General features: G+C 55.8%; 9 protein-coding genes. 8 read left to right on the top strand and 1 reads right to left on the bottom strand.

What is annotated here, in order from left to right; all coding sequences use genetic code 11:
• The 7 genes from OB13_RS03180 to lysA all read left to right on the top strand — a co-directional run.
• Positions 1 to 478, top strand: a 478-nt coding sequence (locus OB13_RS03180) for a FecR family protein (RefSeq protein WP_461488700.1), incomplete at its 5' end; no start/stop codon positions are given.
• Positions 479 to 735: 257 nt separating this feature from the next.
• Complete coding sequence (locus OB13_RS03175; protein ID WP_461488699.1) at positions 736 to 4035, top strand: SusC/RagA family TonB-linked outer membrane protein; 3300 nt, start codon at positions 736 to 738, stop codon at positions 4033 to 4035.
• A gap of 4 nt (positions 4036 to 4039) precedes the next feature.
• Positions 4040 to 5548, top strand: coding sequence for a RagB/SusD family nutrient uptake outer membrane protein (locus OB13_RS03170; RefSeq protein ID WP_461488698.1), 1509 nt, complete (start codon positions 4040 to 4042; stop codon positions 5546 to 5548).
• Between the two features lie 77 nt (positions 5549 to 5625).
• On the top strand, positions 5626 to 7629 hold the full coding sequence (locus OB13_RS03165; RefSeq protein WP_461488697.1) for an MGH1-like glycoside hydrolase domain-containing protein: 2004 nt from the start codon (positions 5626 to 5628) through the stop codon (positions 7627 to 7629).
• A gap of 8 nt (positions 7630 to 7637) precedes the next feature.
• Entirely contained in the window at positions 7638 to 10763 is a 3126-nt protein-coding gene (gene lacZ / locus OB13_RS03160) for a beta-galactosidase, LacZ type (RefSeq protein ID WP_461488696.1), read from the top strand.
• A 7-nt stretch (positions 10764 to 10770) separates the two neighbouring features.
• Complete coding sequence (locus tag OB13_RS03155; protein WP_461488695.1) at positions 10771 to 11724, top strand: homoserine kinase; 954 nt, start codon at positions 10771 to 10773, stop codon at positions 11722 to 11724.
• On the top strand, positions 11715 to 12953 hold the full coding sequence (gene lysA / locus OB13_RS03150; RefSeq protein WP_461488694.1) for a diaminopimelate decarboxylase: 1239 nt from the start codon (positions 11715 to 11717) through the stop codon (positions 12951 to 12953). Before OB13_RS03155 ends, lysA begins: the two co-directional genes overlap by 10 nt.
• A gap of 113 nt (positions 12954 to 13066) precedes the next feature.
• Here lysA and OB13_RS03145 read toward each other — a convergent pair whose 3' ends face one another.
• The gene (locus OB13_RS03145) at positions 13067 to 13288 is read right to left on the bottom strand and encodes an SDR family NAD(P)-dependent oxidoreductase (RefSeq protein WP_461488702.1); all 222 of its coding nucleotides are present in this window, start codon (positions 13286 to 13288) and stop codon (positions 13067 to 13069) included.
• Between the two features lie 193 nt (positions 13289 to 13481).
• Between OB13_RS03145 and OB13_RS03140 the strand changes: the two genes are divergently transcribed.
• Complete coding sequence (locus tag OB13_RS03140) at positions 13482 to 13622, top strand: transposase (protein ID WP_461488701.1); 141 nt, start codon at positions 13482 to 13484, stop codon at positions 13620 to 13622.
• Positions 13623 to 13690 lie beyond the last annotated feature (68 nt).

Raw genomic sequence — 13690 nt, 5'->3', positions numbered from 1 at the left:
GCATACCGGCAGGATTTCCACGCAGGCCCTGGGCACTTCTTTTAACATAGACTACAATTTGCACGATAGCACCATCACCGTAGCCCTGGCTACGGGTGTAGTGGAGGTAGAGAAAAAGGACCAGGGCCGGCAGCGGCAACTGTCCCGCCTGACGCCCGGCCAGCAGCTGTCTTATGATAAAGTATCGCAGCAATACGCAGTTTCATCTTTCGATCGGCGGGAGGTACTGGCCTGGAAAGAAGGGGTGTTATATTTCAAAAAGGCGGATATGAACCAGGTCGTAAGAGAGCTGGAACTCTGGTATGGGGTGGACATTGAAATAGACACGGCTGGCAAACAAGACCTGGCATGGAATTACACCGGGGAGTATAACCAGGAAACGCTGGAAAAGGTGTTGCAGGGGATTGGCTTTGTGAAGGGCTTTACCTATACCCGTGACGGTGGCCGCGTGAAAATCATGTTTAACCAATCCCTGTAATATGGACAAAACACGGCAATGAATACAGCCAGACCTGAAGCAGGCCTGGCTGCAGATGCCTCCCAAGGAATTTGTTGGCGCATATTCTTGGAGTAGAGGCAGTTGTTCAATCTGAATCAACTCAAAATCAAACACACAAATTTATGAAAAACTGTCTTTACTACCTATTAAAAGGTAGGACAAGAAAAACTTTGTTCTTGGCTTTCATGCTATGGACAAACGTCATTTCTTCCTATGCGACTGGCACGGAGCCTAACATGCAAAAAGAAAAGGTCACATTGTTACTCCATCAGGCCTCTTTGCAGGAATTCATCAAACTCGTTGAGACGCAGACCCCCTTTCGTTTCACATTTGATGAAAAAGAGCTTTCCGGCAGAAGTGCGATCTCTATCCGGGCGCATAAAGAGCCGCTTAATAAAGTCTTGGAACGGATCACGGCAGAAACGGGGCTTGAGTTTAAGCTCATCAATCAGAACATTCACATTCGCATTCCCAAAGCTTTGGAGACATCACCCGGAGCAACCGGAGTCCCTCAGCGGCAAGGTGCCCAGACAGAAGTGAAGGTATCCGGACGCGTGACGGACGGTAGTGGGACAGGGCTGCCCGGCGTCACCGTGCTGCTGAAGGGAACAACGTTGGCCACTCCTACAGATTCGGAGGGGAAGTATACGCTCACCCTACCTGACGGCAATGGAACACTTGTGTTCTCCTACATAGGCTATCAGAAGCAGGAAATCCCCCTTAACAACCGCACAATACTTAACGTGACCCTGGCCGATGATTCCAAAGCCCTGGATGAAGTGGTAGTGGTAGGCTACGGTACACAGGAGAAAAGCGACCTGACCGGCGCCGTAGGCTCGGTGAAAGGCGAGGAAGTGAAAAAGATCGCGACCAACACCCCGGCCGACGCCCTGCAGGGAAGAGTTGCAGGCGTTACGATCCGCCGCGGTACGGGCAATCCGCGTGCCGGCACCGACATCAACATCCGGGGCGTGCGCTCGCTGAGCGGCAACAACCCGCTGGTAATCATCGACGGCATCCAGGGCAACTTCGACCTGCTCAACCCCGACGACATTGAAAGTATAGAAGTACTCAAAGACGGTGCTGCAGCGGCAATCTACGGCTCGCTGGCTGCCAACGGCGTGGTGATTGTGACCACCAAGTCCGGCAAGTCGGGCAAGATGAAAGTAGAGTTCAGCAGCTACTACGGCGTGGACAAGCTACAGAACAAACTGGAACTGGTGGACAGCGAAGGCTACAGCCGCGTGGCGCGTATGGCAGCTCAAAACGCAGGTATGGAAGCGCCTGATTTTCTGAGTGGCAATTGGACTGCCAATACCGACTGGGTAAGCGAGCTGTTCGACAACGGCACCTTCCAGAACTACAACCTGACCCTGGGCGGCGGCACCGAGAACGTGAACTACATGTTGTCGGGCAGCTACAACCTGCGCGAAGGCATTCTGCAGGGCGAAGACCGCGAGAAAAAGCAGTTCCGCGCCAAGGTGGGTGCCAAACAAGGAAGGCTCTCGGTAGATGCCAATGTTTACTATGTCGAGAACGACGACCACATTTTCGGAGGCAGCATCTACGAGGCGTATTCCATGCCTGCCATTATACCGGCGCGTGATCCCGCCAAGAAATATGGCTTCGGCTACATCGACGACAACTTGTTCAATGACCTGCCCGACCACGAAAACCCGTTGGGGGTAGACTTTTACAACAAGAACACCGCTGCCGAGGAAAACCTGACCACCAACTTCTCGGCTACCTTCGACCTGATGGAGAACCTGAAAGTAACAGGCAGAGCCGGCTTAGAGAATGCCAACACCTTCAATTACCGCCACACCAAACCCTACCAGGTGGGCAACAAAACAGAGGTGCGCTTCCATGAAGTATACGAGTTCCGGGGCGAGTACCAGCAAACGAACCTGGAGCTTTTCGCCAACTACAACAAGCAGTTTGGCAACCACAATCTTGAGGTATTGTTGGGCGGCTCCCGTCAGCGGATCGAAGACAACTTCATCGCTACCTCGGTAGAGGGCAAGCAGGTGCTCGCCGATGGTACTGAAGTACCTACCGGTTTCCTGGACCCCAATTTCGGTACGCTGAGCGCCGGGCAGGGCGGCGTGACCACGAACGAAGGATCCGGTACAGCTATTTCCAGGCTTTCGCAGTACGGACGCATAAACTATGCCTTACTCGATAAATACCTTTTCCAGGCCACTGTGCGCCGCGATGGTTCCTCTAAGTTTGGGGTGAACAACCGTTGGGGTGTTTTCCCTTCCTTCGGCTTTGGCTGGAAGCTGAGCGAAGAAGAGTTCTTCCAGGTGGATTTCATCTCCTCCCTGAAACTGCGTGGTAGCTGGGGGCAATTGGGCAGCGAAGCTACCCTCGGAGCTTACGATTACCAGGTAAACACCGTATCCGGCTACCGCTATCCTTTTGGCGCCGCCGAGAGCCAGCGCATCGGCACGACCCTTACCAACATCCCCAACCCAAACCTGAAGTGGGAAACTGCTGAAACCGTGAACCTGGGCCTGGATTTTGGCTTGCTCGATAACCGCATTTCCGGCTCCGTGAACTACTACACGCGCAACACCCGCGACATGATCATTCCGCTGGTACTGCCCGGCTCTGCCGGTTTCAACAACCTGAACGTGAACTTCGGCGACGTGGAGAACAAAGGAATTGAAGTAGAGGCCCAGTACCGCAAGGCCATCGGTGCTTTTCAGTATACCGCCGGTCTGACCCTGGCTCAGAACTCCAACAAGATCACCAAAGTAGCGAACACCACCCGCGACGAGTTCCTGGGGGATGATACCACTATTGACGGGGAGCCGGCCAACCGCTCGCGTCTGGGCTATCCGATCGGCTCGTTCTTTGTGTACCAGGCGGACGGCATTTTCCAGACAGATGAGGAAGTGCAGGCGCATACTGGTAAAGATGCCGAGGGCAACACGGTGCAGGTGCAGCCTAACGCACAACCCGGCGATATCCGTTTCCGCGACGTGAACGGCGACGGGCAAATCAACTCCGAGGACCTGGTCTATGCCGGCTCGGGCTTCCCGAAGTTCAACGTTGGCGCAAACCTTTCGGCAAGCTACAAAGCCTTTGATTTCTCGCTGCAGCTGTACGGGGCCACCGGGTTCAAAATTTACAACGCCGTACGGCAGAACTTTGAGGCCATGGACAACTACGAGAACTACATGACCTCTGCCCTGGACGCCTGGACGCCGGAGAACCGGGACACCGACGTACCCCGGGCCGTGTTTGGAGACCCCAACCAGAATGCCCGCCGCAACTCTACCCGCTTTATCGAGGACGGAAACTACCTGCGCCTGCGCAACATCCAGCTGGGCTATACCTTGCCGGCCTCGCTTACCCAGAAGGCAAGTATAGAGCGGCTGCGTGTGTACGTGAGCGGCCAGAACCTGTTCACCTGGACAGGCTACTCCGGCATTGACCCGGAGGTGGGCGGTACGCTGAATGCCGGTACCGACTTCAGCTCTTACCCTAATGTAAAAACTATGTTACTCGGACTTCAAGTTAACTTCTAAGATCATGAAAAATCATTTATACAGATACCTGATGATCGCCTCGCTGTCCTGTCTGACCGTGGGCTGCAGCGACGATGTGCTGGACGAGTTCCCGAAAGACAAGCTCAGCTCCGAGAAGTTCTGGACAAACCCCGAAGATGCTGAGAACAGCCTGGTGGTGGCTTACGAGCGCCTGAACCTGGGCTTCTGGAGCCATACCGAGGTGGCCTTCGTGGTGGAGAATTTCGGCTCCGATTTTGTGCAGGCTGGCAGCGACGTGATCGCCAACTACCCCGACCAGGAAGCCTTCGACATGTACAGCGTGACCGACAACAACGGGCGCCTCGAAGATTACTGGAACCGCCAGTACCGGGGTATCTCGGCGGCCAACCTGGTGATCCACCACGTGGGCAAGATGACGGAGGAGCAGATCAGCACCGACCAGAAAAATAAAATCGTGGGGCAGGCCAAGTTCCTGCGGGGACTCTACCACATGCGCCTCTTGATGAACTGGGAAAAGATCGTGGTATTCGACTTTTTGCCGGAAAGCGCTGACGAACTGTTGCAACCCCTGTCGGAGCGGGAGGCCGTTTGGGCCGCTATCGAGAAGGACTTTACCGAGGCAGCCGCAGACCTGCCCGCCACCTGGGATGCCAACAACAAGGGGCGTGCCACCAAAGGAGCCGCGCTTAGCTTCCTGGGAAAAGCCTACCTGCACCAGCACAAGTGGGCGCAGGCCGAGCAGGCCCTGAAGCAGGTGATGGACCTGGGCGTATACGGGCTGGCACCTGATTTTGCCTCCCTGTTCGACGGCTCCAACGAGCTCAGCAACGAGTCGATCTTCGAGATCGCTTTTACAGACAAGCAAGTGGCTGGAAGCGCCGTGGAGTACGCGGGCATTTACAACGTAGCCGCCACCGAGATGGGCGGCTGGGAAGCCATGCTGCCCACGCAGTCGCTGCTGAACGAGATGAAGAAAGAAGGCAAAACCTCGAAAAAAGGAAAGTATGATGCCCGCCTCTACGGCACCCTGTTCTTCGACGACCCGGACGTTTCGATCTATGGCAAAACCTACGACGACGTGTTTGGCGAGGGCAATACCAAAATAGCCTGGAAAAAGTACCTGTTCCGAAGTATAGCTCCCTGGGATGCGCCGCGCAAGTATAGATCCAACATCAACAACGTGTTGATGCGCTACGCGGATGTGTTGCTCATGTACGCCGAAGCGCTGAACGAGCAGGGCAAGTCGGGTGAAGCCAAAGTATACGTTGACCAGGTACGGGCCCGTGCCGACATGCCAGCCACCACAGCCACGTCGCAGGCCCAGTTGCGGGCGCAGATCATGCACGAGCGGGCAGTGGAGTTCGCGCTGGAAGGGCAGCGTTTCTACGACCTGCGCCGCTGGGGCGATGAGGTCATGACGACGGCCATCCGCAGCAGCGCCTCCAGGGGATTCCAGAATTTCAACGCGGCAGAGGATAAATTCTTACCGATCCCATCCTCCGAAAAAGCCAACAATCCAAAAATTCAATAACAGGACAATTAAGGGCGCACTGCACTGCCAACTTAGGTAGTGCAGTGCGCCTGCATGTCCGGCAGTAAAACTTTACCATGATTTTAAAACGCTTTTTATACTTCTGTACGCTTGCTGCCCTGCCTGTTGCCTGTACCGTGAGCAACGACCACAGCAGCGGCGAAACCAACCTGCAGCAGGCTTACCCCAATGTGCTGGCCTTGCAGGAAGCGCCTGCCACGGCCAAAGTGATGGGCAAGTCGGGCCTTTCGGCCTTCTCCGATCTGGGTGCCTGGCACGCCTACAGCCTGCCTACCCACTTTACCGGCGGCTTTACCGGCCCTTTCCTGATGACGCAGCAAAACGGGGTGTGGGCTTCGCCATCGCTTGCCAATTTATACTTTTCCAATGCTGCCACCGGCAAGCCGCTTGCGCTGGATTCGGCCGCTTTTGAAGCGGTATACCTGCCTGGCAAGTTGGTGCAGACTTACACAGGCAAAGAGCTCGACCTGAAGATGGAGCTGATCTTTATTTCTTCGCGCTCGGCCCTCGTGCAAGTGCAGCTCACCAACAAGACCGGTGCGGACCTGCAGGCCGGCTGGCGCGGTACTACCTGGCTACCCGACAGCCACTTCAAAGCAACAGACAAGGGCGTGCGCCTCGAGCAAAAGAAAGAGAACACCATTGTGCGCCTGTGGGTGCCGGAGACAGTCAAGGTTCAGGTAGCCGAAAACAAGTATGAACTGGCGGCGCACCAAGATAAGACAATCAAAAAAGATGAGCAGGTGCAGTTACTGCTGGCGCAAAGCGCGGTGTTCTCGGAAGAGGAGCTGGCGCAGGAGCAGCCGGTCATAGCAGCCGCTTTTAAAAATCCGGAGGAAGAATTCGCTCAAAACACCCAGCGCTGGAACAGTTACGTGCAACAGGTGCTACCGGAGGCGAAGAACGATACCCTCAGCAGGCTGGCGGTAAAGTCACTGATCACACTGGCCAGTAACTGGCGAACCCCGGCCGGGGAACTGAAGCACGCAGGTGTGTTTCCGTCCTATGCCTACCGCGGCTTCCACGGTTTCTGGGCCTGGGACTCCTGGAAGCATGCCGTGGCCCTGGTGCAGTTCCACCCCGAACTTGCCAAAGACCAGATGCGCACCATGTACGATTACCAGGACGAGTACGGCATGATTGCCGACTGTATTTTCCGCGATACCTTGATCGAGCAGCACAACTGGCGCGATACCAAACCCCCGCTCTCGGGCTGGGCCATTCACAAGATCTACGAGAAAACAAACGACAAAGCTTTTGTGGAAGAGTTGCTGCCCAAATTACTCAAGTACCACGCCTGGTGGTATGCGAACCGCGACCACGACCAAAACGGGCTGTGCGAGTATGGCTCTACCGACGGCACCCGCATTGCGGCTGCCTGGGAAAGCGGTATGGACAACGCCGTGCGCTTCGACAAAGCGGTGATGCTTCAAAACAATGCTTCGGCCTGGTCGCTGAACCAGGAATCGGTGGATTTGAACAGCTACCTGTATGCCGAGAAAAAGTATATCGCGCAGCTCCTGCAGGCCGTGGGCAAAGCAGAGCAAGCCAAAACATACTTGCAGAAGGCAGAGCAGCTGGCCGCCCAGATTCGGGAAGTGTTTTACGATGCCGAGTCCGGCTACTTCTACGACGTGCGGCTGGAGGACAAGTCCAAAATCAAGGTGATGGGGCCGGAAGGCTGGCTGCCGCTTTGGGCCGAAGTGGCCACCAAAGAGCAGGCGGCAGCGGTACAGGCCAAAATCATGGATCCAAAGGTATTCAACACCCACGTGCCATTCCCGACCCTGGATGCGAGCCACCCGGAATTTAACCCCCGCAAGGGCTACTGGCGCGGCCCGGTGTGGCTCGACCAGGCTTACTTCGGTTTGCAGGGCTTGCGCAAGTATGGCTATACCCAGGAGGCGGCGATGTTGCAGCAAAAGCTATGGCGCAACAGCAACGGCCTGTTAGGCGATGCTCCCCTCCACGAAAATTACCACCCGGTAACGGGCGAGCGCCTAAACGCAGCGCACTTTAGCTGGTCGGCTGCCCATGTGTTAATGTTGTTGAACGAGTAATCCTGATCATGAAAAATACGATACTTGGCTGCCTGGCCCTGCTCAGCCTTTTGACCGGCCCTTTGCAGGCGCAGCAGCAAACCGCGGCAAAGCCGGACTGGGAAAACGAGCAGATCATCTCCCGCAACACCCTCAAGCCACACGCCACGCTTTTCCCTTACGAGACACGGGCGTTGGCACTGGAAAGCAAAAAAGAGCAATCGAAGAACTTCCTTTCGCTGGACGGCACCTGGAAATTCCATTATGCCCCCAACCCGGAAGCGCGGCCGAAGGATTTTTACCAGACCTCCTACAACACCAGTTCCTGGAAGGATATCAAAGTGCCGAGCAACTGGGAACTCCAGGGTTTTGGCACCCCGATCTACCTGGATGAGGAATATCCCTTCAAACCCGATCCGCCTTATGTGCCCAAAGACAACCCGGTGGGCTCTTACAAGCGCAAGTTTAGTGTGCCGGCCAATTGGTTGAAGGAAAAGCAGGTGATCATTCACCTGGGTTCGGTGCGCTCGGCTATGTACCTGTGGGTGAACGGGCAGAAAGTGGGCTACATGCAGGTGAGCAAAACGTCGGTCGAGTTCAACATCAGCCCCTACCTGAAAGCCGGGCAAAATGACCTGGCCGTGGAAGTATACCGCTGGAGCGACGGCTCTTACCTGGAAGGGCAGGACACCTGGCGGATCAGCGGCCTGGAGCGCAGCGTATTTCTGTATGCCGTACCGGTAGCGCACATTCAGGATTTTTTCGTGACCACCGACCTGGACCAAGATTACCGCGACGCGACCCTGAACGTAGCGCTGGAGCTGGCCAAGTATAAAAAGCCTGCTTCGGCCAAGTATACATCGGAGAAGTATACCATAGCAGCCGAGCTCCTGGATGCCGCCGGCAAGAAAGTATGGCAGCAGGAAAAACCGTTTGCAGAGAAGTTGGCCTTCAACACCAAGCTGCAGAACCCGGCCAAATGGACCGCCGAAACGCCTACGCTCTACAAACTGCTGCTTTCGGTAAAGGCGCCGGACGGCAAGGTACTGGAGGTCATCCCTACTAATGTTGGTTTCCGGGAAGTGGAGATCAAGGGCAAGCAGCTGCTGGTAAACGGCAAGGCCATCGACATCAAAGGCGTGAACCGCTGCGAGTGGGACCCCAAGTTAGGCAGGGCCATGTCGGAAGAGCAAATGCTGCTGGACATCACGCTGATGAAGCAGGCCAATATCAACGCCGTGCGCATGAGCCACTACCCGCACGACGAGCGCTGGTACGAACTCTGCGACAGGTATGGCCTGTACGTGGTAGACGAGGCCAACATTGAGGCACACGGCATGCAGTTCCACCCCAAGAGCTATGCGTTTCTGAGTGACAACCCTGCATGGGAAAAGGCCTACGTCGACCGGATCGAGCGCATGTTCGAGCGCGACAAAAACCATCCGTCCATCATCATCTGGTCGCTGGGCAACGAGGCCGGCGATGGCAGCAATTTTGTAAAATCCTACAAGTGGCTGAAGGAGCGCGACACGCGGCCGGTGCAGTACCAGCCTGCCTGGTACGAGGCCCATACCGACATCGTAGCGCCCATGTACAAGAACAAGCACTTTATCGAGGAGTATGCCAGGAAGTCGCCTGAAAAGCCACTGATCTTGTGCGAGTACGCGCATGCCATGGGCAACAGCGTGGGCAACCTGCAGGACTACTGGGACGTGATCGATAAGTACGAGGTGCTGCAGGGCGGCTTTATCTGGGACTGGGTCGACCAGACCATCCTGACCAAAAACAAGGAGGGCGAAGCCATCTGGGGCTACGGCGGCGATTTCAACGATTTCCCCAACGACTCGAGCTTCTGCGCCAACGGCCTCGTTCGCGCCGACCGCACGCCGTACCCTTACTACTGGGAAGTAAAGAAAGTATACCAGCACATCAAGGTAGAGCCTGTAGATGCGGCAGCCGGCCAGGTGCGCCTGCGCAACCGCTACTTCTTTACCAACCTGGATAAATTCTACCTGACCTGGGAGTTGCTCGAAAATGGGCGCGCGGTGGCTTCTGGCAAGCAGGCTGATTTTACCGTGGCACCCCAGGAAGAAACAACACTTACCCTACCGGTTTCAAAGTATACTTTAAAACCGGGGGCAGAGTATTTTCTGAATCTTCGCTTCTATACCAAGGCAGCGGAGCAGCTTTTGCCGGAAAACCACGAGGTGGCCTGGGTACAGCTGCCAGTTGGGGAAGCTCCGGCCGTGGTACAGCAAAGCGTCAATGGCAAGCGCCCGAAGGCAAAGGAAACAAAGACCGGGCTTACGGTCAGCGGCAAAGACTTCAGTTTATACTTTGACAAGGCAACAGGCGCCATCACTTCTTACAAATATAAAGGCAAGGAAATGCTGCTCTCACCGCTGCAGCCCAACTTCTGGCGCCACCCCACCGACAACGACCTGGGCAACGGCCTGCAGGACCGGGCGGCTATCTGGAAAATGGCAGGCGCCAAACGTAGCCTTACTAATGTGTTGGTTGAAAAGGGCAAAGGCGCTTACGTGATCCGTACTGCAGCTGATGTGGCAGGCGGAAAGGCTGCGCTCACAACCACTTATACCATCCACGGCGACGGACATGTAAAGGTGCAGCAGGATCTTGCGCCGAATGACTCACTGCCCGAGCTGCCGCGTTTCGGCATGAAGGTGCAACTGGTTGGCGATTTGAACAACCTGCAGTGGTACGGCCGCGGCCCGTTCGAGAACTACTGGGACCGTAACACCGCGGCGCTGGTCGGAATTTACGAAGGCAGCGTATGGGACCAGTACGTGCCATATGTGCGGCCGCAGGAGAACGGCAACAAAACTGATGTGCGCTGGGCAAACCTTTACAACCAAAGCGGCACCGGCCTGCGCATCGAAGGGGCACCCACGGTAGAGATCACGGCACACCAGTTTGATACCGAGCAACTGGCATATCCGGGCCGCGAGGCTCCTAACAAGCACGGCAATGAGATCAAACCGGGAGAATTGGTTACGCTCCACATCGATTACCGGCAGATGGGCGTGGGCGGCGACAACACCTGGGGCGCCCGCACGCACCCGCAGTATACCTTGCCCGCCGCGAAATATTCTTATAGCTTTACGATTAGACCGTATGAGCGAAACGACAAGTAGGCCCCTTATGAAGTATAAACTGGTGCAGGAAGCACTGCAGGCGTATGGCCTGGACGCGATTTCCTTTACAGAACTGGCCTCGGGTTACGCCAACGTCAACTACAAAGTATGGACGGCCACCGGACCGGTGCTGCTGCGCCTGTGCCGGCAGCAACCGCTGGCACTGCTTGCATATGAGGCAACGCTCATGCAGCAGCTCCGGCAGCTTGCTTTTCCTACTGCCTACCCGATTCCAAGGCCGAACGGGGCGTATGTGACCCAGGTGGGAGAAGAGAACGTCATGCTCTACGATTTTGTGCAGGGGCAGGAACCGGAAGTGAATCCGGCTACGTCGGCCGAAATAGGAGAGGCTGTGGGCAAGCTTAGTACCCTGCAGCTGGGGCCGGAACTGCAGAAAACGAACGCCGTGCACATTCGCAACTGCCAGCAGCTGATCGCTGAATTCAGTCAGGCTACCAACCAGTACCCGGACATTTTCCGCTACTTTGAAGAGCAGACCGCTTACCTGGAGCCGCTCCTGGCAAGGCCGCTGCCAAGGGGTATCATTCACGGCGATGTGTTTCCGAACAACACGCTGTTTGCGGGCGACAAGCTGCTGGCCATCATCGACTTTGAAGAGGCCTGCACCGACCACCTGCTCATGGATGTGGGCATGAGCATGAACGGCTTCTGCTTTGTAGACAACCGGCTCGACATGGGCCTGGCGGAAAGTTTTCTGGCTGCCTATACCCGCCACCGGCCGTTGCAGGAAGAGGAATGGGCGCTGCTGCCCGTATACCTGCAGTGGGGCGCGCACGGCATGCTCTCGTGGCACCTGCGCAACAACCTGCTCTACCACGAAAAGCCGCACCAGCTGGCCCGGGTGCGGGAACTGATGGAACGTACCATCGAGCTCCGCCAAACGGAGGACATCATTTTAAACGACATCGCAACATTAGCCCGACAACAGGCATGGAATTGATAGATAACAAGTATAAAATACAGGGAATACCCGTAGAGCAGCTGCGGGAGCAGTTCGGCACGCCGCTTTATGTGTACGATGCCGAGCACATCCGCGGGCAGATCAAAAAATTTCGGGAAGGCTTCAGCACCGTGGACCTGCACATCAAGTATGCCTGCAAAGCCCTCACCAACATCAACATCCTGAAGCTGATGCTCCGGGAGGGCCTGGGGCTGGACACCGTGTCTTTGCCGGAGCTGCGGATGGGGCTGCACGTGGGCTTCAAGCCGCAGGAGATCGTTTTCACCCCTAACGCGGTGGACTTTTCTGAGATAGAGGAGGCCGTGGCACTGGGCGTGAAGATCAACATCGAGAACCTGTCGAACCTGGAGCGGTTTGGGCAGAAGTATGGCGGCAGCGTGCCGGTTTGCATTCGCCTGAACCCGCACATCGCCGCGCAGGCCAACTCCGAGAAGGTAGAATGGTGGCACAAGCAATCCAAGTTCGGAATCTCCATCGACCAGGTAAGCGACGTGAAGGCGCTGGAAGAGAAGTATAACCTGCATATCGACGGCATTCACATCCACTCCAGCTCGGTGATCATGAGCCCGGAGATCTTCATCAACGGCGCCAAAGCAGTGTTCGACATCGCCCTCCAGTTCCGTAACCTCGACTTCATCGATTTCGGCGGGGGCATCAAGGTGGATGTGGGCGACGGCAACCCGGTGATCGACGTGGTGGCGTTGGGCAAGCAACTGGACGGCGTGTTCTCCGACTTCTGCCAGAAATATGGCCGCCGGCTGCAGCTCTGGTTTGAGCCGGGTCGTTACCTGGTAGGCAACGCCGGCACGCTGCTGACGACCTGTGTGCTGCGCAAGCGCAACGGAGGCTCTGAGTTCGTGGGCCTCGACTCAGGCTTCAACCACCTGATCCGCCCAATGCTTTATAACGCGTACCATGAGATTGTGAATGCTTCGAATCTGGCTGGCCCTGCCGAAACCTATACCGTGGTAGGTAACATATGCGAGATCGACAACTTTGCCGTAGACCGCGAGTTGCACCAGGTGCGGGAAGGCGACCTGATTGCTATTCGGAGCGCCGGCGCGTACGGCTTTAGCATGGCTTCCACCTACAACTCCCGTTTCCGGCCAGCCGAGGTGCTGGTCATCAATGGCGAAGCCAAACTTATCCGGCAGCGCGACACTTATGAGGATTTGCTGCGCAACCAGGTGGAAATTGAGTTGGGGTGAGAGAAAGGGCTATAGGCTGGTAATGAAGATTTATTTGGCCTTCTTGATGAACGTGGGCATGTTGATAGGTTATGCCAGGGGTAGCATTGGCTAAACAGGTTTTCGGACACAATCTACCTTCTGGTGGACATGAAGATCGTGGTCATGTGGTTGATGTCCGCCTTGTAAGCCGCGTAGTCGCTCTTGGCCAAGCTTTTGTTAACCGAGCTCATGGAACTCATGTTGAAGAAGGAGCCGTAGCTGGCTTTTTTCAAGTGCGGGGCGCAGAGCTGCGACAACCCTAATAAACTATATACATTGAACTTAAAATTCTGGACAAAGTCCTCGACCGAAATAATAGACTTTCACGGTCTGCGCCAACTGCATTGTTCAACAGGGTATAAATACGGCGTACCCTGCCACCGCTTGGTCCAACAAGCTTACCAGGCAGGGTAGGTTATCTTCTATAAAGTTGCAACTTACGGCCAAGGCTTTCCCGTCTTTGGATTTCATCCGTCCACACTGTTCTTACTCTTTGTCTACAGCTAGCTGAGCCACATCCACTCCTCCCGTTACCTGGAGTGTAAGTGCCATCGCAACCTGGAGGTTACGTGGCTGTTGGGGCAACTCCCGTCAGACCACAACACGATTACCAGTTTCCTCAAAAACAACTGTAAGGCCATTGCCTAAGTCTTCCGGGCAACTGTCCCGATAGCCAAGCATTTCAAGCTGATCGGCGGGCGGATGCTGTGAAAGTG

The organism is Pontibacter sp. HJ8 (genome assembly GCF_054824225.1).
This window is presented reverse-complemented; position numbering and strand designations above follow the sequence as displayed.